Origin of the sequence: Streptococcus oralis (genome assembly GCF_001578945.1) — a bacterium.
GTDB classification, from domain to species: domain Bacteria; phylum Bacillota; class Bacilli; order Lactobacillales; family Streptococcaceae; genus Streptococcus; species Streptococcus oralis_Q.
Map to the genome: position 1 here is coordinate 298717 of NZ_KQ969550.1, position 24813 is coordinate 323529.

The following is a 24813-nucleotide window of genomic DNA, read 5'->3' on the forward strand; positions in this document are numbered from 1 at the left end:
CAATTTGTATAACTTACGATTTCCAAAATACAAACGGTCAAACCAAAGGTAAAAATCAGATTTTTTATCATTTTTTTGCTATGATTAGATAGAAGAAAATATAAGGAGGAGACAATGATCTTAATTACAGGTGCAAATGGTCAGCTCGGTACCGAACTACGTTATTTACTAGATGAACGAAATGTGGACTATGTTGCAGTGGATGTGGCCGAAATGGATATCACTAATGCTGAAATGGTTGAAAAAGTATTTGCTGAGGTTAAGCCAACTTTAGTCTATCATTGCGCAGCCTATACTGCTGTTGATGCAGCTGAAGATGAGGGGAAAGAGCTAGATTTTGCCATAAACGTAACTGGAACTGAAAATGTTGCTAAGGCCTCTGAGAAATACGGGGCTACTCTGATCTATATCTCGACAGACTATGTCTTTGATGGAAAGAAACCCGTCGGACAAGAGTGGGAGGTTGATGACCTACCTGATCCGCAGACAGAGTACGGACGTACCAAGCGAATGGGTGAAGAGCTTGTTGAAAACCTTACGTCACAGCATTACATTATCCGCACTGCTTGGGTCTTTGGAAATTATGGTAAGAACTTTGTCTTTACCATGCAAAATCTTGCCAAAAACCATAAAACACTCACAGTTGTCAACGACCAACATGGTCGCCCAACCTGGACACGTACCTTGGCCGAATTCATGACCTACTTGACTGATAATCAAAAAGAGTATGGCTACTACCACTTATCAAATGACTCAACTGAAGATACCACTTGGTATGACTTTGCTGTCGAGATTCTTAAAGACAGTGATGTTAAGGTGATGCCAGTAGACTCCAGCAAGTTTCCTGCCAAGGCTAAACGTCCCCTCAACTCAACCATGAGTTTGGCCAAAGCGAAGGCGACAGGTTTCGTCATTCCAACCTGGCAAGATGCCCTTAAAGAGTTTTATAAACAAGAAATAAGAAAATAAAAGATTACGACATACATAAAAAGCAAGAGAACTCAAAGTCTCTTGCTTTTTAGTATCTGATTAGTTAATTACTTGTTGCGTCTTGGCATAGTTAGCCTCGACGGCTTCTTTTTCAGATTTCCACCAGTCTTGGTTGTCTGTGTACCATTTGATAGTCTCTTTGAGACCTGCTTCAAAGTTGGTAAACTCTGGCTTCCATCCTAGTTCATCACGAAGCTTGCTAGCGTCGATAGCATAGCGAAGGTCGTGACCAGCTCGGTCCGTCACATGGTCATAAGCATCAACTGGTTGCCCCATCTCCTTGAGGATGAGTTCCAGGACTTCCTTATTGTTCTTCTCGCCATCCGCACCAATCAAGTAAGTTTCGCCGATTTGTCCCTTGGTCAGAATCGTCCAAACGCCTGATGAATGGTCATTGGTATGAATCCAGTCACGGACGTTTTTGCCTTCACCGTAGAGTTTTGGCTTGATACCGCTCAGGATATTGGTAATCTGGCGCGGAATGAACTTTTCGATGTGCTGGTAAGGACCATAGTTGTTTGAACAGTTCGAAATAGTCGCTTTGACACCAAATGAGCGCACCCAAGCTTTGACAATCAAATCTGAAGCTGCCTTGGTTGATGAGTAAGGCGAGCTTGGATTGTACTTGGTTTCAGCCATAAATTTCTCACCTGGACCTTCTCCATGACCTGGCAAATCTTCACGCAGAGGGAGATCCCCATAGACTTCGTCAGTCGACACATGGTGGAAACGAATATCGTATTTACGAGCTGCTTCCAAAAGTGTATAAGTTCCGATAAAGTTGGTGTGGATAAAGGGGCTCGGATCATTGAGTGAGTTGTCATTGTGGCTTTCTGCCGCATAGTGAACGATAGCATCAGCTTCAGCTGCTAGTTTATCTACCAAGGCTGCATCAGCAATATCTCCAACAACCAACTCAACACGGTCACCTAAAATTTCTTCAATATTGGCACGATTACCTGCGTAAGTCAGCTTATCCAGCACTGTCACATGGACATCTGGAAAGTTATTGTAAACATAGTGGACAAAGTTAGAACCGATAAAACCAGCCCCACCTGTCACAATGATATTTTTGTATTCAGTCATTTTTATTCCTTAACTTTTTTACAAATCTTCTTTTCTTAGAGGCTTTACATCCTTGAGCAGAGGATGACTTTTGTCGGCTTCTGAGACTTCTGCTTCTTCTAGGTTTTCCCACTGAATGCCCAACTCTGGATCTGCATAGTTGACAAAGGCATATTTCGGTTTCAATTCAAGTGCCCAATAATCATTCACCAAATAACTATAAGAAACAGTATCAGAAAGGACTTGGAAGCCGTTGGCTACGCCACGTGGCACAAAAATCCCCTTGCTGGCATCGATTACTGTCTGGTAGGTGTTGCCAAAGGTCTCGCCCTCACGCAGGTCTACCCAAGATCCCAGCACCTTGCCGTCATCTGCAACAGAGATGTACTTGTCCCAAGGCTCAGCATGAAGACCACGAAGGACATTTTTACGAGAAAAGCTGACATTGTTCTGCAGCTTGCCTTCCGCAAAAAAGCTTTCAGGAAAGCCCAGCGGCAGCATTTTTTCCTTTTGAAAATTCTCCTTGAACCAGCCTCGGTTGTCCCCACGCACGGGAATATCAAATTCTAACATTCCAGGAATTCCGGGAACCTCACGCGCTGCTAATTCCTTATCAAAAAATTGTTCTGTCATCTTCTTATGCTTCTCCAATCAAACGGAGCAAGTACTGTCCGTATTCATTTTTCTTAAGAGGTTGCGCCAACTCCAGTACATCTTCACGGCTGATATAACCCATTCGATAAGCAATTTCTTCCAGGTTGGCAACCTGAACGTTCTGCATCCGCTGAACTGTTTCGATATATTGAGCGGCTTCTAAGAGACTTTCATGGGTACCTGTATCCAACCAAGCAAAACCACGTCCCATAAGCTCAACAGACAAATCACCACGATCCAAGTAAGCCTTGTTAACATCTGTAATTTCCAATTCTCCACGAGGACTTGGCTTGATGTTCTTGGCAATTTCTACAACATCGTTATCATAGAAATACAGTCCTGTCACTGCATAGTTAGAGCGCGGCTGTTCCGGTTTTTCTTCGATGGAGATAGCATTCATATTTTCATCAAATTCTACAACACCAAAGCGTTCTGGATCCTTGACATGGTAGCCGAAAACAGTTGCACCTTTCTCTTTCTTGGCTGCTTTTTGAAGCATTGTGCTCAGACCAGGACCATGGTAGATATTGTCACCTAAAATCAAGGCAACGCTATCGTCACCGATAAATTCTTCACCAATAATAAAAGCCTGAGCAAGTCCGTCGGGACTTGGCTGTTCCGCATAGGAAAGCTTAATCCCAAATTCGGAGCCATCCAAGAGCAAGTCCTTAAAACGGGATAAATCTTGTGGTGTTGAGATAATCAAAATGTCCTTAATCCCAGCCAACATCAAGGTTGACAAAGGATAGTAAATCATGGGTTTATCATAAACCGGCATCAGCTGTTTTGACGCAGCTCGAGTAAGTGGGTACAATCGGGTACCTGAACCACCCGCAAGAATAATACCTTTCATAATAGGGTACCTTTCTATATTACTTTATCTGGACACACTCAAATTCCACGTAAAATTCGAACAATCTGTTTACTAGCATCACCATTTCCATAAGGGTTACTTGCTTGACTCATTTTTTTATACTCTTTAGGATTATCCAAAAGCATCTTAAAATTTTGATAAATTGTCTCTTCATCAGTTCCTACTAATTTCAACGTTCCAGCAGTCACTCCTTCAGGTCTTTCTGTAGTATCACGCATGACCAATACGGGCTTACCTAAAGAAGGCGCTTCTTCTTGAACTCCTCCCGAATCAGTTAAAATCATGTAACTATGATTCATAAAGTTATGAAAGTCAAGGACATCTAAAGGTTCAATAATCTGAATCCGTTCTGTGTCTCCAAAAATTTCCGCGGCTGTTTCACGCACCAAAGGATTCTTATGAATTGGATAAATTACCTTAACATCGTCATATTCATTTAAAACTCGTTTAACAGCTCTAAACATATGCCTCATAGGTTCTCCGAGATTTTCACGTCTATGAGCAGTCAATAGAATGAGACGATTATCAGCGTTTAAATCTAAATCAGGGTGTGTATAATCCTTTTGTACTGTGGTTGTAAGTGCATCAATCACCGTATTGCCAGTCACATAAACATTGTTCCTACCCTCTTTTGTTAGATTTTCTTTAGCTAATTCTGTAGGGGCAAAATGATAATTTGCAATAATAGAAGTCGATTGTCTATTAAATTCTTCTGGGAAGGGACTTTGCAGGTTGTATGTTCGTAACCCAGCTTCAACATGACCAACCTTAATTCCTAAATAAAATGCTGCCAAAGCTGCTGCATATGTCGTAGTAGTGTCACCGTGAACTAGAACAATATCTGGTTGTTCTTCTTCTAAAACAGGCTTAATTTTTTCTAAAATACTTGTTGTTATAGAGAACAAGGTTTGATTAGCTTTCATAATTTCTAGATCATAGTCTGGTTGAACTCCAAACAGTTCCAAAACGGGGCTAACCATCTCCTTGTGTTGACCAGTTACACAAACAACTGTTTCCATATCTGCCTGTTTTTTCAACTCATTCACTAATGGACACATTTTTATCGCTTCTGGACGTGTACCAAAAACTAGCATTATCTTCATGATTTCCTCCTAGATCAATAATTAAATTCTTTATTTGTTTATACACTTCAATTTCTGACCAATTTACTTCTTCTTTGCTAGAAGAGAAAATAATTGAATCGACACTTCCTCCTTTAATAAAATCAAAATTCCTAAATATAATGGAAAGAAAGTAAAACCTGCTAGCATTAGAGAATAAACTGGTGTAGTTATCGTTATCAGCTGATTCAAAACAATTAGTGGTATTGTAGAAACAACTGTTGCAATTATCACATTACCCAAACTCTTTATCGATATATTTGAGACTAAATATTCTTTTGAAAAATGTAGCTGTACCATCATCTGAGACAATTCCGCAAAAAAAGTTGCGACAGAAGCGCCAATAATTCCAAACCTAGGCATTAACAGTAGATTCAAAATAAGATTAATCACAGCGCCAATCGTTACTGCAACCATAAAATATTTTTCTCTATTCATTGGAATCAATATTTGATTTCCTGTAATATTCGAGAAACCAGAAATAAGTAAAATTGGCATAAGTATTTGCATAGATAAAGTCGCAGGAAGATACTGACTTCCTCCTAGTAATAAGATACTATCTTGCGCCTCTACAATAAAGAATACCATCAATGGAATCGCAACAAAAAATATAACCGCAGATGACTCCTTTAATATTTTTCTGAAATTCGAGATGTAATTTTTACTAATATAAAATGAAAGCCTCGGTAGCAAAACTGCACTAATAGATGTAATAAGAGAAAGTAAAATCCACTTAACCTTTGATGCCACAGAATAGTATCCCACTGCTTCATTACCATTAATAAATCCGAGCATAACTGTATCTAAATTAGTATAAATATTTACCGCAAGTAATGATGCAAATAAATACCACATTGGTTTAAAATGATGTTTAAATTGTAAATTTTTATATAATTTAATATTAATGAAATGTCGGCTATGCCATAGATTTAAGATATTTGAACTTAGAGAAGAAAACAACGAAATACTAGCAAAAACAATATAATCCTCTGGCCTTTTCACAAGTAGAAAAATTAATATTAATGATAGAATTTTAAACACTACTGACCGAGTAGTAATATAAGTATATTCTTCCATTCCACTATACAACCAATTTAAGGCGAAAGGAGAAGATAAAATTGTCCCACATGTGATCAATAAGAGTGAAAATTCTCTATTCAGTTGTGTTATAAATATAGTCAGAAATAATAGTATTGCAGTTGTTATTATAGACATAGCAATGTTTATAATCATTAACTCCTGCACTACCTTTGACAACTCATCTCTATCATCTCTAACACTTGCTACTGCTTTAATACCATAAGTTGAAATTCCCAGAGAAGCAAGTAAAATACCATAATTCCCTATTGAACTAAAAAATGAAGTTAAACCTACACCAGTAGGATTCAATATTCTAGATATATAAGGAAAAGTAATTAATGGGAAAATGATATTTGATAGCGTCAGGACAATATTCAATAATGCATTCAACTTTATGGATTTATTCCTCATAATTTTTCAACCTCAATTTCAAATCTAAATATTTCACTAAAAATATAACTCTTGTATATAATTCTGGAATAAATAGGAAATTGACACCACCAAACAATCTATAAACGAAATCAACCCAAAGTAGATCGCTTTTCTCTCTTAATAACGTTTTTAAAGATTTTTTCGTAGTTTTAAGAGTTACTATCTCACCAAAATTTTCAACAACTTTTTCTTTTAAAGATTCAGAAAATGACTGTAACTTAGGTATATGAATACATTCTTTTTTTAGTGACATCTTTAGCCACAGATTTTTTTGTTCAAAAGGGAGAAACTTCGTTTTCTTATAAGCTTTCAAAATTTCTGAAAATCCTAATACTAACTCTTCTTGATAATCTTTAACTGCCTGATAAATACTCACATGTTTCTTACCATCGTCAAGAATGGGAATAATTTCACTCTCTTTTTTATATTTCAAAACTGGACCATGATCTGCTACAAAAATATCTTCATAAAATTCAAAATTTCTACTCACAATATCATAAAATTCCGATTTACTTGGATAATCAGAAAATAACAAACCAGTTTTATCCGTTTTATTTTCTACCGAATAAACATTAAGCATCAATCCCAGATAATAACCTACTATTCTCTTGTCTGGAAGAGCCTTTTTGATACTATCTTGTATCGTTCCTTTCCAACCTACATCAACTAAATATACCTCATTTCTGCTTTTAGTTAAACGCTTAATATAGTCATGTAGTAATTGGCTATCTTTTTTCTCTTGATTGAACTTCTTAATAAACTGAGGGTGTTTTCTTAGTTTCTCTAATAAATGATCGTCTACTGTTAATACATATGTAGGTTTCTCATTTAAATCTTGACAAATCAATATGATTTCATTATTAGAAAAGTTCAAATTTAATAAGAAATTTTGTAATGTAATTTTTTTATATTGACGAAAAATCATCTCAAATTCTTCATTCTCTAAAGAAGTAAAAGAAGAATATAATGTCGATCGTCTAGAAACATAAAAATATTCTGTACAAATCTTCTGATTTTCCCCCAAAAAAGTATCTTGATATGTATCAAAAAGTCTTTTCAATAACTGTCCTTCTCTTGAGCAAAAGAGTGCTATTTGAACATCATCTTGAATCATCTTTTTATGCAATTCCGAAATAAAGAACACGATGTCAGCTAAAAAAATATTAAACGGTGCTTTTTTACTGTTAGAAAATAAAATTTGATCATAGAGTCTTACCAACTCTTTCTCTGACACTGTTGTATTTTTATCTATGCATTGTCTATAAATAGCATTTAATCCTAAAGAACGCGGCACTTCATAATCAGATTTATAATTATCTCCTATCATGGTAATTTCTATAGGATTTAAGCCTAATTCTTTTAAAATTAACTTATATAAATTTCCTGTGGATTTACGGCAAGCTTTCTCACTCGAAATATAGATAGAAGAGAAATAATCAAAAATTTCAAACTTTTTTAATACAGTTTCTATTAATTCTTTATCAGTATAAAAATCAGAAACTAAGATAATCTGTTTTGAATCACTTTTCAATTTTTTTAGAACTTCTTTAATTTCCGAATCCAAGTAAATATATTGTAATTCAATTTTCAACTCTAGGATTTTAGCTCTATGAATAAACTCTTCTTTCGATGTGTTTTTTATCTTATCTTTAATTTCATTATATATTCCAGACAAAAGATCTAGATAACACATTTCTTCAGTGCCTAATTCTTTATTGTTTTCGACACTTTTTCTGATCTTGTATAATATTGCAGGAGATACATCAAAATTCAGCTCCAAAGCCATTTCCTTGGCCCACTGATACAAAGTTTGCTCAGGATGACAATTCCTATGTACAACAGTATCAAAAAAATCAAATGCAACTATTTTTGTTTTTATTTGAGATATATCAAACACTTCCATGTTTCACCTAACTATTTTAAATTATGATCCTATAATGACCACTCTCTTTGCTTATTTAATCTAATTATCTTAGTGCATCTACAGTTATAAGCAGTAACTTATTCGTTTATGAAAATAAATGGGTAGGATGGATCAATTCTATTAAATACACCATCTAAATAATATTTATACTTTCTTTTAGAACAATCCCTTCTCGATAAACAATGATAAAGTTGTTGCATGAATAAATAGATCAAGAAAACAGTATACCTTAGTTTACTATTTACATTTCTACGAACAAATACAACTCTATTTCTCGCCATTAAATATTCTTGAAGTCCATTAACCGCTTTTATAGAGACCGAACCTTTATGATAAACATAACTTTGAGTAAGACATATATTCTTATATCCTAATTTTTTAGCTCCATAACACCATTCAGTTTCCTCATAAAATAGAAAATAGCTTTCAGGTATATATCCAATAATTTTCAAGATAGAGGTTTTGAACATCAAACACGCTCCCCCAATATAGTCACTTTCGATTTTAGAAGGAAGTTTGTCTCTCTGAGCACCATGATTTTTTAAAGTTACAATTCCTCTATTAATAAAAATATCACCACCTGTAGATTGCACCAAGTTATTATTTTTATATTCAACTAACACTGGACTAACAAAAGCAACAGAGGAATTATCTTCTAGTTCTCGTTTACACGATTCCAAAAAATCAACCTCAATTAGTGTATCGTTGTTTAATATACAAATGTAATCATATCCATTATCCTCAGCATACTTTATTCCAATATTGTTTCCATTCGCATATCCTCTATTTTCTAGACTAGTGATAATCTTAATAGGGGATAGCGCCCTGGATAACTCTTTGACACTATCATTAACCGAATTATTATCTACAATCACGATGTCATACTCATTTGATTTTATAGTACTTCTCAAACTTTGTACACATTCAATCGTATCTTCATAATTATTATAATTGAGAATAACTATACATACTTTATCCATTATACACCTAATTTTCTATGTCATTTTTTAGCCTATAGTCATAGTAGAATATTAATGCAAGAACAATTGCCAATGAGAAACTTCTCTGCGCTCCAAAGATATTTAAAGAAATTGAAGTAATTATTAAATTAGTTAAGAGTGCAATAAAAAAGGCTCGGTCAACTCTATATTTATCATTTGACATTCTTAGAATTAAATTGATTATTTTATAAAATATATAACCATACATAAAAATTGCGGCCACACCAAATTGAACAAACAACTCTAAAAAACCTAAATCATCTAGGTACATCTTAACAGCACCTGGCCCAGCCAAAATAAAATTACTATTTATATTACTTGATGTTAGAATTCCAACCCCAAGTTTCCATACATCATTAGCTAATAAACCAAGATAGTATTTCAACTCCCAGTATCTAAATCCTAACCCCATATCAAATGATCCAGTATCTATATTTAAATACACTTTAATATAGTCCAATCCACCTCCATAAACGAATACTATAATTACAGTTATAAAACTTAAAGAGGTGAGCAATCTAGAAGTTCTTCTAGAATATACAAACATGAGAAAAATTGAAATCAAAACAGAAACCAATAGCATTCTTGTCTGATTTACAAATGTTATATACATTAATATCAAGAACAAATAATAAAAGTATTTCCTATTTCCAAATTTAAAATAGAAAAAAGCGGAGATTAGCAAACCTATTATAATTAATGGCGTTCCATCTATTCGTACCGAAAATTCATTTCTATACCACAAATCTCCGAATTCTCTTAAAATAGATGGAAATAGTTCAACTTGAAATAATGTATATAAAAACCAAGTGAATGCTCTAATCCCAAGAGAAAACATAAAAATATTGAGTGTATTATCTAAAATTTTTCTCATGTTTTCTTGTTTGTTTTTAAAAAGGTAAATCAATACAAAAAATAGAAAAATCCATATATATTGCCTAGATGCCAAAAAAATATTACTCACACTGTAATTATAAAGAGTTTTAGCTCTTAAGATCTCATATATAATACATATAAATAAAAAAGTACCATAGATAAAAGCAGATTTAGAAATTCTTTTAGCATTAACAATCAGTATAGGAATCATTAAAAATAAGAGTGCAATAGATAAAATAGTTAATAAGTTTCTGTGCCAATATAAGTTAAGGGCAAACATAAGAAACATTCCCACTGATAGCATCACTGTAAAATAGTATAGAATCTCTATAAATTCAAACTTCTGTCTCTTCATTCATCTCTCCACAAAAAATTACAATTGATTAATCAACTGATGAATCATCTCCGCTCTTTTTTCCCAAGTATTACTTTTCAAAAAATCTTCTCTAGCTATACTGTCATATTTCAAATTATTATTTTCAATCAATTGCACCAGATTCATTTGGTAATCTGAATAATTTGAATACATGTATACAAATGGTTCAAATCTCAGAATTTCCTTATAACATACCGTAAGTATATTTTTGTTAAAGTTAATATATTCATACAACTTGACTGGATCCACTGCTTCAACAATATCATTAATTTGAAACGGCATAATAAGAACATCTGCATTCTCAATATACTGATAAATCTTCTCGTGTGGTACACTTCCTAAATAATGAATTCTATCATGTTCAGGAATAACAGCTTTACTAATCGGACCAATCAACTTATATTCAATATTATCAAAATCTTCTAAACTTCGTAAAATGATATCAAAATCAAACCAATGACTGATAGTGCCAACATATGCAAGTACAAGCTTTTGGTTATTCTTTTTATGCTGAGTAGGAATGCTTAAGATTTTACCATTATAACCATTTCTAACCACCACTATTTTATCAACCTGTTCTTCCAAGTTATAATCAGAAATAATATTTCCTCTTAATTTCTCACTCGAAACCAAGATTAAATTAGCTCTATTGACCAGTTTCTCTTCTAAATCTTTTAATCGCTGGCGTTCCTCTCTATCCTCTATAAAAGCCACATGATAATCCATACAATCATATATTATTTTTTGTTCTGAATTGTCTACAAGAGATGCAAACTGCATTGGATTTGTCAAATATACATATTCTGGTTTAAAGGTCTTAACTTTTCTTCGAATTTTCCAAGCAACAATTTTATCATTCAGTTGCTTTAGTTTAGGTGACCTATTAACAAAAGGTAGGGCATAAATACGTGATATATTTGTAATGTTAGTATTTCTATCCTCAGTCAACCCTTTTCTATTATACCAATAGCGATACAGAACTAGTATCTCATAAAAATTAGATAAGCTTTCTGCAATAAATTGTGGACGCTGTTTTATCCAATTCCAATCAACATTTGTCACATATAAAATTTTTTTCATCATTTTTTTATTCATTTTTAATAATTACCGACTAATTTTATTTTTCTCCATTAAAGTTAAAAAATAACTAGTGGATTCAAAGTTGCATTTGTTTGAAAATAAAGTTTTTTCTACTAAGTTTGTATAAACCTGATTAGTTGCAACATTCTGATGGTGCAATACCTTAATCTTCGGTGTGTAAATTCTCTTGTATCCTTTTAATTCAGCTTCATAATCTAATATCTCTGTTTCATAGTAGAAGAAGGTGTTAGGGTTAAAAGCATACTCCTCTTTTTCGATAAAATCTCTTGAATATACAATAAACGAACCATGAAGAATTGGGTTTTCTACCTGTTTTCTATAGTCTACTGATCCTTTTTTACGTCTATTTTGATAGATTGCTGTTCGAAGAGCTTTACTAGCTTTCAACCAACATTTGATTTTTAAAACTAGACTAACTTGGCTCCCTTTTTTAAATTTTTCATTTAGAGTTTTAACTTCTTCATAAGTATAATGTGTCAACCGTTTTGGGTTTTGGTGAAGTTGATAAGTAGTCGAGAAGATATCTGGCCCAAGCAAATGGAATTTCTCCTCACGATAGATATCTGTCACGATTTTTTCAAAATCTTCTGTTTCTATCTCAATATCGTTATTCATGATAACCATGAAATCGGGGTTATACTTTTCCTTAGCAAATTGATAAGCTACATTATTTCCACGAGCAAAACCAGTATTTTCATGATTAATCAATACATCAATCTCTGAATCCGACTCATAAAGCTCTTGTAGTTTTTCACCCGTACCATTATTAGAAAAATTATCAATAATGATTATCTGTTTTGAATTGGAATTCGCTTCCTTTATTGATTTAACACAAGAAATAGTTTCCTCTAATACTTTGTAATGCAAAATAATATAACAAAACAAATTATTGTCCTCCTAAATGCGATTTCTTTTCATCATCACTAGGCTCTTCGTGAAGATAGTTTTCCCCATAAAGTCTTTTCAAGTAGCGATCATACTCCGTTGGAACTTTAAAGAAGGTATCCTCAAAAGGCTTCTCTACTCCTTCTCCCCAAATCTCTACTGGCATAACTTCTTTAGCAAATAAAGAAGCATTGATAGTTCCAGCATACCTCTGCTTTTTCCAATCATACTTTTTATAGAGATTATCCAAGCGTCTATAAACAGAATTTTGAGGAAATAGTTTTGCAAATCCTAGCTTTTTAAAGAAACCGATGATTAGTTTTTGCTTAACGGAATGCATATCCACATGGTCTCCAACATAAGTAGTTCCTAAACTTGCTAAAAAACGATACCAGTATACTTTACCGAAGTAAAGCTTTCTTGAAAATGAATGATTTGGGGCACCATCCAAAGGAATGATATCAATCAAATGCAGGCCTAAATTGGTATTTCGTGGCAAGCCCAAACGTTTCCGTTCATCTTCTAAAAGGAATAAGCGAGGAAAGTAGCAATGTAAAGTATCGCAATATTGATAAGCAAGAACCTGATATTTGCCTGCGATAATTCTACCCTTAAAGATACCTGGAAGTTTATCGTAGCCTTCACGGGGCACAGCAATATCCATGTCATCATCCCATGGAATAAAGCCATCATATTTGACTGCCCCAAGTACACTACCCCCACGAAGGAAGAAATCTATTTTGTTCTCTTTACAAATTTTTTGAAACTCTTTTATAGCATCCAATTCAACTTTCTGAATCAATTTAACCATTTCTGTTTGGTTCAAAATTTATATCCCCTTTTCGCTCTTAAGACTTTTCTTATAAATGAAATATTCCCTACAAAATAACGCTTAAAAAGGCGTTTAGGTTCATTAGCTACACGGAATAACCATTCCAGATTCAATTTTTGCATCCATAATGGCGCTCGTTTGATGTGCCCTGATAATACATCAAAACTGCCACCAACACCCATAAAAACAGCATTAATTCCATTATCCATGAATGATTGGATAATATATTCTTTCTTAGGAGAAGTAATCCCTACAAACACAAAATCTGGTTTTCTATCTTTAATATCTTCCTGAATCTTTTCTTCATCTTCAGGTGAAAAATATCCATTTCTATAACCAACAACATCAAGATCAGGATATCTTTGTTTAAAAGCTTTTAGCATATCTTGCAAAATTACTTCTTTGGCTCCAAAAAAGTAAACTGAGTATCCTTTTTTATTTGATAACTCTAGCAAATTTTGCATCAAATCTATACCAGCTACTCGTTCAGGGACAGGCGCTCCTAAAAACTTACTCGCTAAAACCACTGAAGCACCGTCGGCATTAATTATTCCTGATTCATTAACGATTTTTTTAATTTTCTCATCTTCATGGCACTGATTAATTTTATCCGCGTTAACTCCCATCAAGTGCAAAGGATGCTTCTTTAAAACATACTGTTCAACAGCATCCACTGTTTCTTTCATCGTTAATGGATCAATAGTAATTCCTAATATTTGGATTCTCTCATTCATATGAACTACTTCGCTCCATCTCTCATAAATACTACTTTAACTGTCTTCAATAAAATTTCAATATCTTTCCAAATTGTCCAATCGTCTATATAGGTCACATCTAATTTGACAACTTCATCGAAATTCTTGATCTCACTTCGTCCGCTGACTTGCCAGAGACCTGTTATGCCAGGTTTAAAACTTAGACGACGTTTTTGTTCTGGGGTATAGTGTTCATACTCGTCCACTGTTGGTGGTCGTGTACCAACCAAACTCATATCTCCCTTTAGAACATTATAAAACTGTGGCAACTCGTCCAGGCTAGTCTTCCTTATAAAACGACCAATTTTCGTGATACGCGGATCATCGTCCACCTTAAACATTCCACCCTGCATGGTATTTTGTTCCATGAGCTCTCTTTTTTTCTCCTCAGCATCTACACACATAGAGCGAAACTTATAAAAAGTGAAATGGCGACCATTTTTTCCAATACGCGTCTGAGCAAAAATAGCAGAGCCCCCATCCTTTCGAATCAAAGGAACCAGTACAACACTGACTAGACCACATAGTATCAGCCCTACTAGAGAACCGATAATATCAATAATCCGTTTAGCAACCACGTGGCTAGTCTTATAAAATGTTGTAGAAAAAGTCACAACGTTTAATCCTGCCATCTCACGGATTTGCTTGTTACGTGCCAAACTACGATCAAAAGCATTTAGATTGACTGTTACATCAATTCCCATCGTTTCAAACTGAGAGATAAGCTCTCCAATATTGTATTTTTCACTTGGAAGATTGATAAAGACTTCATCGACCACCTCATGAGTCGCAAAGTCTACTATCTCCTCCTCTGCTACTACCTTTAAAGAATTATGCTGAAAATCTGGTTTGTCTAAAACACTGACAGCTACCAACTCCCCAACAACCTCATTTGATTCTATTAGTCTATCCAGTACCTTTTCGACACGAGAAGTTGCTGTAAGTAGGAAAATTTTTTTACTTCCTTTAAAATTGGGATAAGCTCGCTTCCAATACCACTTGATAAATAGATTTAGCACATAGACTAAAAGAGCATGTAATGTGAGGAAGTAAATCATGCCTCTTCTGGAAATACTAAAGCGATCTTCTAAGAAAAAATTAGAAATACTAATCGCTAGAGCAAAGAATAGGATATATTTCAATGTCTGGACAAACTCGATCCAATATCCCCTTTTAAAGAAATCCTGTCCATAATCGCTGATATAAAAGACAAAATAGTGGAGGATATAAAGTACAATAGCTGTTGTTGAAACAATCTCCGTTTCTCTCACAGCACTAAGCGGATAAGTCAATAAAATAACAAGAAAGCTCTGGATTATGGCCAATGAAAGTTTTACTACTTTTCCATCCATCTCTATCTCCTCAACCTATTTCTTCCCATAATCTCCATAAGAACCGTGTTTGTCTACTGAAGTATCGAATTTATTTAACACGATCCCTAAAAACGGCTTCTTAGTTTGTTCCAACTGTTCTTTTGCTTTTTGAATATCCCGTCGATTTGTTTCACCTGCTGCTGTTACTAAAATAGAAGCATCGCATTTCCGCGTAATGATAGCCGCATCAATGACGACACCGACCGGAGCAGTATCCACGATGATGTAGTCAAAATATTTACGCAAGGTTTCAAGCATCGTACTGAAATTCTTACTTTGAAGAAGCGCTGTCGGATTTGGTGATACAGAGCCAGCCTGAACCACAAAGAGATTTTCGATATTGGTATCACAAAGCCCTTGTGACAGGTCTGTAGTTCCTGATAAAAATTCTGTCAGACCTGTAATTTTATCTCTTGTTTTAAAAACACCTGACATAACAGAATTACGGATATCTCCATCAACCAGCAGTGTCTTGTAACCCGCACGCGCAAAAGCCCAAGCGATATTAGTGGAAGTCGTTGACTTTCCTTCTCCTGGTTTCACAGAAGTGATAGAAAATACTTTCAAATCATCTCCACTTAACTGTAGGTTCGTGCACAAAGCGTTATAATATTCCTCTGCCTTTTTCGCAAGCTCCAATTTTGCCTGTGAGATTTCTAACGTTGGCATAACTTCCTCCTATTTCATTTTATCCAAATCTGGAACGACTCCTAAAAGTGGAATTTGCAGTACATCTTCGACATCTTCAGGACGTTTCACACGGGTATCGAGTAACTCAATCAAAAGAACAGTAATTACTGTTACGACGACTCCTCCAAGAAAACCAAACAAGGTGTTGCGTCGAACATTTGGAGAAGAGGGAGTCGTAGCTGGTCGCGCTTCTTCAAGTGTCGTTACATCAGATACTCGCGTTACAGCGATGATCTTTTCTGCAGCAACTTCTCGTAGAGAATTAGCGATGCGACTGGCTTCCTCTGGTTGTTTATCCTTGACAGAGATTGAGACGATACGAGTGTCAGCTGGTACAGTCACTTGAACTTTGCTGGCTAACGTTTTTGCTGGCGTGTCTAATTTCAAATCGGTCGCAACCTTTTCCAATACATCCTGCGAAAGGATGATTTCGCGGTAGTCTTTTACCAGATAAGCTCCTGCCTGCAAGTCCTGATTTGTCAGTCCCGGCTTGTCTCCTTGATTGCGATTCACTACGTAAATACGCGTGGTACTCGTATATTCTGGCTTAACGATAAAAGTGCTATATGCAAAAGCTCCCACACCTGTCACAAGTGCCACTAATAAAATAATTAGCTTTCGTTTCCACAAGGTTTTAAGTAATTGAAATACATCGATTTCTATCGTATTTTGTTCTTTCATCATTTCTCCTAAATTAGTTGATCCATTACAATTTTTCGAGGATTGTCTATAAAAAGTTCCTGAGCCTTCGCTTCTCCGTATTTTTGGGTAACAAGGTCATATGCTTCTGCCATATGAGGAGGTCTACCGTCTAGATTGTGCATATCACTTGCAATGACATGAACCAAATCCTGCTCTAAAAAATACTGAGCTCTTTTTTTCATGAATTTATAACGTTCTCCAAAAAGTTTGGGTTTGAGGATGTGTGAACTATTTACTTGCGTGTAACAGCCCATATCGATCAGTTCTCGAACGCGTTTTTCATTATTTTCAAGAGCATCATAGCGCTCGATGTGGGCAATGACTGGAGTAATTCCCAACATCAAGATCTTGCTCAAGGCACTATGAATATCGCGATAAGGGGTGTTCATACTAAACTCTATCAAGGCATAACGACTATCATTGAGAGTTGGAACCCGCTTTTTTTCCAGCTTATCCAGAACATCTGGTGTGTAGTAAATTTCAGCTCCATAAGCAATGACCAAGTCGCTCGCAACTTCCTTAGCTAGTTCCCGAACCTGAAGAAAGTTTTCTGCTATCTTCTCTTCCGGAGTTTCAAACATGCCCTTGCGACGGTGAGAGGTAGAGACAATGGTTCGTACCCCCTGTCTGTAGGCTTCTATCAAGAGAGACTTGCTTTCCTCTCTCGACTTGGGGCCATCATCTACATCAAAGACAATGTGCGAATGAATATCAATCATTTCATCTGCCCTCCAGCACATCTTGAATAGCAGTTTTGACAGATGCAAGGCTACTGTCGTCAATTTCCATCATATAGAGATTACTATCTGGCATCGCATAAGAAGGAAGATCCATCCGTCCTTTACCTTTCAAGTCTTGCGAATTCACTTTGTAAGTTCCACCACTTTCTAACTGAGCGTTGACCAAATTCATCATGGTCTCAAGCGGCATGTTTGTTTGGATAGAATCTTGCAAGCTATCAATAATCGTACTATAATTTTTCAGTGCTTCTGCCGACGTTAATTTTTGAAGGATAGCCACAATCACCTTTTGTTGATTGCGTCCGCGGTCACGGTCACCATCTGCTAGAGAGTAGCGTTCACGGACAAAACCAAGAGCCTGTTCTGAATCAAGATGAACATTGCCCACAGGGAATTGAAACTTACCGTGTAGAGTTGTGAATTCCTGATCATTATAAACATCTACCCCACCCAACAAATCAATCAATTTCAAAAACGAAGTGAAGTTCAATCGCACATAGTAATTGATATCTACTCCATAGAGATTTTCTAAGGTGTGGATGGATGAATCAACTCCATAAATGCCCGCATGGGTCAATTTATCTTTTTGATTGCCTCCACCATCAGCGATTGGTACATAGGCATCGCGTGGTGTTGTGGTCAAGAGGATTTTTTTGGTATCACGATTGACAGTCATTAGGATATTGACATCCGAACGCGACACCGAACTAATCGGGCCATAAGTATCAATACCACTCACATAGATATTAAAAGACTGACTCTTCGAAGCCTTAGGTGCTTCTACTTTTTTAGTGAATTCCTTGGTATAGATCTTTTTAATCTTTGATGTATAATCTGGATATTCCGACTCGATGATATTTTCAAAGACACTATTTAGGACAATGGCCTTGGTGTCACCTGCAATCAAACTCTTGTAAGCCGCTAGGTAAGACGAACTCTGTTCGACCTTCAAATCCGTGTTCTGACTTGACTTGATATCAGCTAGTAGTTTTTGAATATTTTCATTATCAGTCCCAGTCGGTGCTGTCACACTCGTCAGTTGCGTAACATTTCCAATCTCACTATCTGCTAAAACAGCAACACTGATAGAATATTCTGAGTAATTGGAAGTCGCATTTAAACGATTAGTCAGTCCAACAAACTGCTGTACTGCAAAGAGCGACACAGAGCTCATAAGGATAGAGAGCATCAAGAGAAAAATGGTGAATTTCTCAGCTTTTTTATAGACAATCAAGAGCAACCCTGCTAGAGAAACTAATAGAACTAAGGCAGTTGCCACTAGATTCAGATATCTAAAAGCAAGGATATTGTATTTAAAAATCAAAAAAAGCAACAAGCCAGCCAACAATAGGTAAACAGTTAACAAGACTATGTTAACACTTTGCATTACTTTCCCCGAGCGAGTTCTCTTTGAACGTTTATTCATGATACTCCCCTATACTACTCTAATAATTAGAATAATTATATCACAGAAATAGGATAAATTCTATTCATTTCCACAATTTCTAGCGTTTTCATTCTTTTTTCTTAATTATTTTTTTGAAGTTACAACTTTCAGCATTGAGAGTTTTGACAAACAAAAACAAGATCTCTTGAAGAAAACCTTGTTTTCGCTTTTAGATATGATTTTCAAATTCTTTTTGACTCTGCTCAATCGTTTTTTTCGTTCTTCTTCCCACTTAGCCTTAGCTTCGTCAAATCGTTTTCTTGGTAACAGGATCTTTCTGCAATCTCATGTACTTATAATTATTTCCGTCCCCCTTGATACCAACTAAGGAGTAGGCACGTGTAAACGAAGTTACTTTGGTTACAGAGGCTGTACCACTATTTGACATAGCAGACAGGATTAGAGAATTGTCAATCATCCACGCTTGAGCTTTTTCCTTATTAAAGTAAGCGTCTTGGGCATCCGCCAAGTTGATTCCTGACCATTCTGTTCCATAGTTCACAAGCTTAGAAGCCGTTACCTCTCCAAAGCTCTTGTCTCCTACTTGTACAAAAGTAAGGAGGGAGGTATTACAAGGTTTTTGCTGGCTGCTTCCTCACCATTTGATTGAGCTGAGTAGGTTGTGCGATCAAGGGCAAAGTTAATCGCCTGACGGAAATTTTTATTTAAAATCGCTGTTTGAGTTGATAGCTTTTGCTCATCCGTTGTTTTAGCGGTATGATTATAGGTTTTGCGGTTAACGTTGACGAGAAAGTACTTATATCTGTATCAAACTGTCCAAAAGCTGACAGTAACCCTCCTGCAACTAAGGCAAGAACCGCTCCGATAAGTTTTTTCTTAATTTCATCGCCTACTTCTATATGTTAGGTTTTATAACATGTTTATATGTTATAAAAATTGCTTTAAAAAGTAGAGTTTCCCGCTTTCTATCGAGAAACGATTAATCTAAACAAATAATGCAGGGCGTTAAAATGAACCTAAACACTTAAGTGCATGGAAAATAAAAAACAACCATTTTCTGTACAAACTTTATCTATATCGATTTAAGCCATCAACATCACCGCCACGGACGGGCATTCGATCGTCAAAATTGCTATGAATCCTATGAATATTCCACCAACAAAGACAATCTTCTGTCTCTAACAGCCATTCTTTTTAAAGAACGAAAGTATCCTTGATTAATGAATTTGACCTTAAAATACGACAATTTTTTCAGCTACGGCATTATTATACAGACAACTAGTTTGTTTTCGAAGAGCTTTTCGTACCAATAGGAAGATAGAACCCGCGGCATTCATCCTCTTTTCCAAATCGTTCTTAAGAAAAAATGAATTATCCACATCCCTCAATTGCCTTGATTAGAGGCAACTAGCAATCTGATAAAATCCATCAAATGCAAGTTTCGTAACTTTGGTAATTTAAGAAAAGAACCATTATCGCTTTGAATAAAAATGGAGAAGACAGTACCGCCTTCTCCATATACTAGCCTTCTCATCAATCCACGACAGGTGACACAGAGCTAGAAATTCGAATTACTTATAATTATAAGCCCAGTAATAATCTCCATTACCACTAACTACTGCCGCCACGGCCCCTTCTGTCGCATTTGGATCTAAAAGTAGTTCTCTCAAACCACTATTTGCCCACTTCTTGACAACAGCGTCCGCATCTTGGTCATGACGAGCAACAAAGCCTGAACTATCATATTGGCGAGAAATTTGATTTGCTTTCGGCAGGACTTGATTTTGATAAATCTCATCTGACCAAGTCAATTCTTTCAAACCTTGTTCCTTACGAATTTCATTGATCTCAGCAAATGCTTCCTTAGCCTTTTCCATATAGTAATAATTCGTATCATCCGTCGCAGCAACGCGGAAGACAAACTTCACATAACCAAATTCTACATCACGATAACTTTCTCCGTCTACTCCGCTCTTGAGATTGGCAACCAAAACATAATCTCTAGCCCAAGGATCTGTTTTAGTTTTCTCAAAGATTTCTTCATCTTCAATCTCCCAAGTAACCTTTGCATCCCAACCTGCGTTATCTACAAATTTCGGATTTAGTTTTTCGATCACATAGTTTTTAAATTCCTCAACATTTTGGAATGGAAGAGCTTGCCCTGCCTCAGCAGTTGCGACTAGATTAGTCGAATACAGTTTCACGCTAGAATCCTGATCACTATATCTATACTCATCATCCGCAGGATCCGTGTGCAAGTTTGGATCCAGTGCCGGATCAGTAGGGTTGGTCATCCCATACAGTTTCCATACATTCCCCATCCATTTCCAGTAGGCTGTATAACCTGTAACTGCATCATTAGAGTCAACATAGTAATAATGGTTTGTGCCATCAAAGGCATAGTGTGTATCGTTCTCCAGAACCTTATCACCTGGCTTTCCTGGTGGAAAGGCCAATTTTGGTTTACTTCCATCTGGAGCCCACAACAAGTGCTCCAAACCCGCTGCTGGCTTTTCAACATACGGAGGAATCTGATTTTCACTCGGTTCATCCGTCGTGGTTAAACCTGGAGTCTCTGGGACAGATGGATTGGTTGGATTATCTGGCTTTGGATCTTCAGTTGGATTATCTGGTTTTGGATCTTCAGTTGGTTGGTCTGGTTTTGGTGCAAAAGGATTAAACTCTCCCTCAGCACCATTGAATGGGGGATTTTCTGGAAGCTCCACTGTACCCGAATCTTCTTTTTCCTCTTCTTTTGGATTATCCTCAGATTTCTTAACAAACACCCACTGACCATCTTGGTAATAATAGTAGTCCCCGTTTTCTAACACATAGTAATGGTAACCATTCTCATAGCGGTAGTGGCTATCATTTGTTAAGTTATTAGCTGAAGAATTGTTGTCATTATTATTTGTCAACGGTTTCCATTCACCATCACGGTAAATACGGTAACTACCGTCACTCATACGGTAGTAGTAGTGACCATTCCAGTAAAAATAGCGACCATTATTGGGTTGTCGGTAATTGTATCTATTCCAATAATTATAGTTGCGATTCCAATAGTTATAGCCATAGTCCCAATAGTCATAATCCCAATAGTCATAATCCCAATAGTCATAGTCCCAATCATCGAAATCGTAGTCCCAGTTATGACGGAAATCCCAACGATGATCTGCATGAACCGTTGGTGCTACAGAAGCTGAAGCCGCAATTGCCGATGCCAGAACCGCTCCCGCCAAAAGACCATATTTTCTATTCATTTTAAATTAAACCTCCAAAAAGAACCACTAGTCGTAATGTTCGGAAAAACTTTGTGCACTATTCGTTTTTCGGACTAAAAGTAAAGAATATATTTTATAAAATATAATTTAGACGTAATGAATATTTTTAATATTTATTACGTTCAATAACAATTGTAGCACTTTCACATTTTAAAATCAACAAAATAACATCATTACTATTTTTATATAACAAAACTGATGTTTTAACATCAGAACAAGTATTTTTTGTTTCAACGCTCAAACTATATGGTATTAAACACTTGCCTAAAAAATATTTTTAACATGTATAAATATACTAAAAATAATTTGTTATATAAATATTAAAGTTCGTATTCTCCTTCGGATTCCCGTGATTAGGTTGCATTACAACTATTGTCGATCTGACAGTCCTCTTTATCATGCAAATCATAGCCTAAAAAGAACCCCCCTTCTAATAATATATCGCACCCCCACTATAGCGGTTTTGTTCCTTTTTAGTGTTTGCACAACTCTGATATTACGCGTTTCATCGACTACTATAGTTAACAAAGAAACAAAAGGAAGCACAGATTTTCTGCAACTTCCTTTTCTTTTTATAGATTATTTGATGTGTTTTTCTAGCTCTTTTTGGTATTTGGCATTCGTTTCGATTCTTTCTTTCTGCCATTTCTTGAAAGCTTCTTCGTATTCTTTGGTGGTCGCGACATCATTTTGCAACTCCAGGCCTTTGAAAACGAATGGATCCCCCTTGATTCCGACTTGAGAGTACGCTTTTGTGAATGGCACTGTACGGCTAACAGTTGGAGAACCACCTGAAGAGGCAACTGGGATTAAGAGTGAGCTATCAGATACCCAAGCTTGAGCTTTAGCGTATTTCTCATAACGTTTATTGAGATCGCTTGTTTCACTCGCCGCATCATCCAAGAGTTTCTTGTATTCGTCCAGTCCAACTTGAGCCATCACTTCTGGATCTTTTCCTCGGGTAATTCCCAAGTGCTTGAGAGCAGAACCTGTCTTGGCATCTAGTATATTGAGATAGGTGGCTGGATCCTGATAGTCTGGTCCCCAACCAGTTCCATTCAAGTCATAGTCTTTTTGAGATGGTACTTTGGCTTGAGAAGTGATACTCATTTTTTCATCATCCGTCATTTGAAGAACATCAATAATGACATTCTCTGTACCAAGTGTTGATTCGATAGATTGTTTGAGTGAGTTGGTTTGCTGAACGGCAATCACATCTGTCTGTTCAACCGGGATGTCCAAACGAATTGGGAATGTCACGCCTTTAGCTTGCAATTCTGTCTTAGCTTTTGCAAAGGCCGCCTTAGCTTTTTCAGGACTGTAAATCGTATCCTTACCATCTGTAAGGGCTACATCTTTCCATTGTTCCCCATATGAAACGAGCTCTGCCTGTGCCAACTCTCCAAAGGTCTTTTCACCCACTTGAACGTAGTCATGAGGCACTAGGCTGTTACGGATAATCTTGTCCGCACCTTCTTCGCCATTCAGCTGGGCAGTGTAAGAGTGACGGTCAAGGGCAAAGTTCAGCGCCTGACGGAAGTTCTTGTTGAGAAGAGCTTCTTTCGTTGAAGTTTTTTGAGCCTCGTCCGTTTTGGCTGTTTTATTGTAAGACTGGCGGTTTACGTTCACAGTGAGGTAGTAGCTTGTCGCTTCTTGTGGACTATAGACAATCTTATCGCCATACTCTTTTTTAGTTGACTCAAAGTTTGAGCTTGTTGGGAAGAGACGGGCTGTGGTATATGCACCTTGTGTAAAGCTACGAATCAAAGATTCTTGGTCTGATCCATCGTAGAAAGTTAGTTTAATATTGTCAATCTTGACATTGTCCTTATCCCAGTAGTTTGGATTCTTTTCATATTCAATGACTGATTTTGAAGTCAATGATTTCAAGAAATAAGGACCATTATATAGGATACCTGATGGGGTTGGTGCACCATAGTCGCTCCCTTTCGAATTCAAAAATTCTTCATTAACTGGAAGCATGGTTGCAGTTGTGACCTTAGAATTCCAGAAACTTTCTGGCTTGTTGAGAGTGTATTCTACCGTGTAGTCATCAACAGCTTTAATTCCTACAGTAGAGAAGTCATTGCTTTCTCCACTGACATAGGCAGCCAATCCTTTGATAGAATCCTGAATCAAAGAAAGTCCGTCTGACTTCCCATCAGCAGCATGCTTAAGCCCAGTAACAAAGTCTTGAGCCTTAACTTCTGCATACTCTTCTCCCTCAGAAGTATACCATTTCACACCCTTACGAAGTTTGTAGGTATAGGTCAAACCATCTTTAGAGACGGACCAGTCTTCTGCAAGTGATGGAATTAAATTTCCATACTTATCATTTTCTAAGAGACCATCCACAACGTTCGCTATAACGTCAGATGTTGAACTTTTGCTCGTCACACTATAGTCCAAAGACGATGGATCCATGGCATAAACATAAGAAAATGTCTTGGGAGCCTCTGCATTCTTTTCGTTTTTTCCACAAGCCGTTAACAGGAGAGCAGCACTCAAGACCGCTCCTGCTCCTAAGAGCCACTTTTTCGATTTCATAGGCAATCTCCTTAAAGATAGTATTTTCACCATTATACCCTATTTTTCTATAAATGCAAAGACATTCAGCTATTTTTTTAGAAAATTCTAACAAATATTTTTTATG

At 36.2% G+C, this 24813-nt stretch carries 20 protein-coding genes and 1 pseudogene; 1 reads left to right on the top strand and 20 read right to left on the bottom strand.

The window, feature by feature from the left end:
• Positions 1–114 precede the first annotated feature (114 nt).
• The gene (gene rfbD, locus SORDD16_RS01360) at positions 115–969 is read left to right on the top strand and encodes a dTDP-4-dehydrorhamnose reductase (RefSeq protein ID WP_061452062.1); all 855 of its coding nucleotides are present in this window, start codon (positions 115–117) and stop codon (positions 967–969) included.
• A gap of 60 nt (positions 970–1029) precedes the next feature.
• On the opposite strand, the gene rfbB is transcribed toward rfbD, so the two are convergent.
• From rfbB to SORDD16_RS01460, 20 genes and pseudogenes are all read right to left on the bottom strand, one after another.
• The gene (gene rfbB, locus SORDD16_RS01365) at positions 1030–2076 is read right to left on the bottom strand and encodes a dTDP-glucose 4,6-dehydratase (protein WP_061452063.1); all 1047 of its coding nucleotides are present in this window, start codon (positions 2074–2076) and stop codon (positions 1030–1032) included.
• A gap of 18 nt (positions 2077–2094) precedes the next feature.
• Positions 2095–2688, bottom strand: coding sequence for a dTDP-4-dehydrorhamnose 3,5-epimerase family protein (locus tag SORDD16_RS01370; RefSeq protein ID WP_061452064.1), 594 nt, complete (start codon positions 2686–2688; stop codon positions 2095–2097).
• Positions 2689–2692: 4 nt separating this feature from the next.
• Positions 2693–3562 carry a glucose-1-phosphate thymidylyltransferase RfbA gene (rfbA, locus tag SORDD16_RS01375; protein ID WP_061452065.1) on the bottom strand — a complete coding sequence of 290 codons (870 nt, stop codon included), beginning with the start codon at positions 3560–3562 and terminating at the stop codon, positions 2693–2695.
• A gap of 38 nt (positions 3563–3600) precedes the next feature.
• Positions 3601–4689, bottom strand: coding sequence for a non-hydrolyzing UDP-N-acetylglucosamine 2-epimerase (wecB, locus tag SORDD16_RS01380; protein WP_061452066.1), 1089 nt, complete (start codon positions 4687–4689; stop codon positions 3601–3603).
• 60 nt (positions 4690–4749) lie between these two features.
• The gene (locus SORDD16_RS01385) at positions 4750–6195 is read right to left on the bottom strand and encodes a flippase (protein ID WP_061452067.1); all 1446 of its coding nucleotides are present in this window, start codon (positions 6193–6195) and stop codon (positions 4750–4752) included.
• Complete coding sequence (locus tag SORDD16_RS01390) at positions 6185–8119, bottom strand: HAD-IA family hydrolase (protein ID WP_061452068.1); 1935 nt, start codon at positions 8117–8119, stop codon at positions 6185–6187. Before SORDD16_RS01390 ends, SORDD16_RS01385 begins: the two co-directional genes overlap by 11 nt.
• Positions 8120–8217: 98 nt before the next feature.
• Complete coding sequence (locus SORDD16_RS01395; RefSeq protein ID WP_061452069.1) at positions 8218–9120, bottom strand: glycosyltransferase family 2 protein; 903 nt, start codon at positions 9118–9120, stop codon at positions 8218–8220.
• Between the two features lie 7 nt (positions 9121–9127).
• The gene (locus SORDD16_RS01400) at positions 9128–10372 is read right to left on the bottom strand and encodes a hypothetical protein (RefSeq protein ID WP_061452070.1); all 1245 of its coding nucleotides are present in this window, start codon (positions 10370–10372) and stop codon (positions 9128–9130) included.
• Positions 10373–10390: 18 nt separating this feature from the next.
• Complete coding sequence (locus tag SORDD16_RS01405) at positions 10391–11473, bottom strand: glycosyltransferase family protein (RefSeq protein ID WP_061452267.1); 1083 nt, start codon at positions 11471–11473, stop codon at positions 10391–10393.
• A 24-nt stretch (positions 11474–11497) separates the two neighbouring features.
• A complete protein-coding gene (locus SORDD16_RS01410; RefSeq protein ID WP_061452071.1) occupies positions 11498–12379 on the bottom strand; it encodes a glycosyltransferase in 882 nt (293 codons plus the stop codon).
• 1 nt (position 12380) lies between these two features.
• Positions 12381–13205: a LicD family protein gene (locus SORDD16_RS01415; RefSeq protein ID WP_001076787.1), complete on the bottom strand. Its 825-nt coding sequence runs from the start codon at positions 13203–13205 to the stop codon at positions 12381–12383.
• Complete coding sequence (locus SORDD16_RS01420) at positions 13202–13945, bottom strand: WecB/TagA/CpsF family glycosyltransferase (protein ID WP_061452072.1); 744 nt, start codon at positions 13943–13945, stop codon at positions 13202–13204. The genes SORDD16_RS01415 and SORDD16_RS01420 overlap by 4 nt, the downstream gene beginning before the upstream one ends.
• 5 nt (positions 13946–13950) lie before the next feature.
• The gene (locus tag SORDD16_RS01425; RefSeq protein ID WP_061452073.1) at positions 13951–15318 is read right to left on the bottom strand and encodes a sugar transferase; all 1368 of its coding nucleotides are present in this window, start codon (positions 15316–15318) and stop codon (positions 13951–13953) included.
• A gap of 15 nt (positions 15319–15333) precedes the next feature.
• On the bottom strand, positions 15334–16008 hold the full coding sequence (locus SORDD16_RS01430) for a tyrosine-protein kinase (protein WP_061452074.1): 675 nt from the start codon (positions 16006–16008) through the stop codon (positions 15334–15336).
• Between the two features lie 9 nt (positions 16009–16017).
• Positions 16018–16710 carry a capsular polysaccharide biosynthesis protein CpsC gene (cpsC, locus tag SORDD16_RS01435; RefSeq protein WP_061452075.1) on the bottom strand — a complete coding sequence of 231 codons (693 nt, stop codon included), beginning with the start codon at positions 16708–16710 and terminating at the stop codon, positions 16018–16020.
• 8 nt (positions 16711–16718) lie between these two features.
• Positions 16719–17450, bottom strand: coding sequence for a capsular polysaccharide biosynthesis protein Cps4B (cps4B, locus tag SORDD16_RS01440; RefSeq protein ID WP_061452076.1), 732 nt, complete (start codon positions 17448–17450; stop codon positions 16719–16721).
• Position 17451: 1 nt separating this feature from the next.
• The gene (gene cpsA / locus SORDD16_RS01445) at positions 17452–18897 is read right to left on the bottom strand and encodes an LCP family glycopolymer transferase CpsA (protein ID WP_061452077.1); all 1446 of its coding nucleotides are present in this window, start codon (positions 18895–18897) and stop codon (positions 17452–17454) included.
• Between the two features lie 190 nt (positions 18898–19087).
• A pseudogene (locus tag SORDD16_RS10470) lies at positions 19088–19674 on the bottom strand (hypothetical protein); the annotation flags it as partial.
• A 776-nt stretch (positions 19675–20450) separates the two neighbouring features.
• Complete coding sequence (locus SORDD16_RS01455; protein ID WP_061452079.1) at positions 20451–22139, bottom strand: CAP domain-containing protein; 1689 nt, start codon at positions 22137–22139, stop codon at positions 20451–20453.
• Between the two features lie 600 nt (positions 22140–22739).
• Complete coding sequence (locus SORDD16_RS01460) at positions 22740–24707, bottom strand: peptide ABC transporter substrate-binding protein (protein ID WP_061452080.1); 1968 nt, start codon at positions 24705–24707, stop codon at positions 22740–22742.
• Positions 24708–24813 lie beyond the last annotated feature (106 nt).

Coding starts and splice junctions, on each gene's coding strand:
- SORDD16_RS01460 (WP_061452080.1), bottom strand. CDS start 24,707: ATGAAATCGAAAAAGTGGCTCTTAGGAGCAGGAGCGGTCTTGAGTGCT.
- SORDD16_RS01455 (WP_061452079.1), bottom strand. CDS start 22,139: ATGAATAGAAAATATGGTCTTTTGGCGGGAGCGGTTCTGGCATCGGCA.
- cpsA (WP_061452077.1), bottom strand. CDS start 18,897: ATGAATAAACGTTCAAAGAGAACTCGCTCGGGGAAAGTAATGCAAAGT.
- SORDD16_RS01430 (WP_061452074.1), bottom strand. CDS start 16,008: ATGCCAACGTTAGAAATCTCACAGGCAAAATTGGAGCTTGCGAAAAAG.
- cpsC (WP_061452075.1), bottom strand. CDS start 16,710: ATGAAAGAACAAAATACGATAGAAATCGATGTATTTCAATTACTTAAA.
- SORDD16_RS01420 (WP_061452072.1), bottom strand. CDS start 13,945: ATGAATGAGAGAATCCAAATATTAGGAATTACTATTGATCCATTAACG.
- SORDD16_RS01385 (WP_061452067.1), bottom strand. CDS start 6,195: ATGAGGAATAAATCCATAAAGTTGAATGCATTATTGAATATTGTCCTG.
- rfbD (WP_061452062.1), top strand. CDS start 115: ATGATCTTAATTACAGGTGCAAATGGTCAGCTCGGTACCGAACTACGT.
- cps4B (WP_061452076.1), bottom strand. CDS start 17,450: ATGATTGATATTCATTCGCACATTGTCTTTGATGTAGATGATGGCCCC.
- SORDD16_RS01425 (WP_061452073.1), bottom strand. CDS start 15,318: ATGGATGGAAAAGTAGTAAAACTTTCATTGGCCATAATCCAGAGCTTT.
- SORDD16_RS01405 (WP_061452267.1), bottom strand. CDS start 11,473: ATGAAAAAAATTTTATATGTGACAAATGTTGATTGGAATTGGATAAAA.
- SORDD16_RS01370 (WP_061452064.1), bottom strand. CDS start 2,688: ATGACAGAACAATTTTTTGATAAGGAATTAGCAGCGCGTGAGGTTCCC.
- SORDD16_RS01400 (WP_061452070.1), bottom strand. CDS start 10,372: ATGAAGAGACAGAAGTTTGAATTTATAGAGATTCTATACTATTTTACA.
- SORDD16_RS01395 (WP_061452069.1), bottom strand. CDS start 9,120: ATGGATAAAGTATGTATAGTTATTCTCAATTATAATAATTATGAAGAT.
- SORDD16_RS01390 (WP_061452068.1), bottom strand. CDS start 8,119: ATGGAAGTGTTTGATATATCTCAAATAAAAACAAAAATAGTTGCATTT.
- rfbB (WP_061452063.1), bottom strand. CDS start 2,076: ATGACTGAATACAAAAATATCATTGTGACAGGTGGGGCTGGTTTTATC.
- rfbA (WP_061452065.1), bottom strand. CDS start 3,562: ATGAAAGGTATTATTCTTGCGGGTGGTTCAGGTACCCGATTGTACCCA.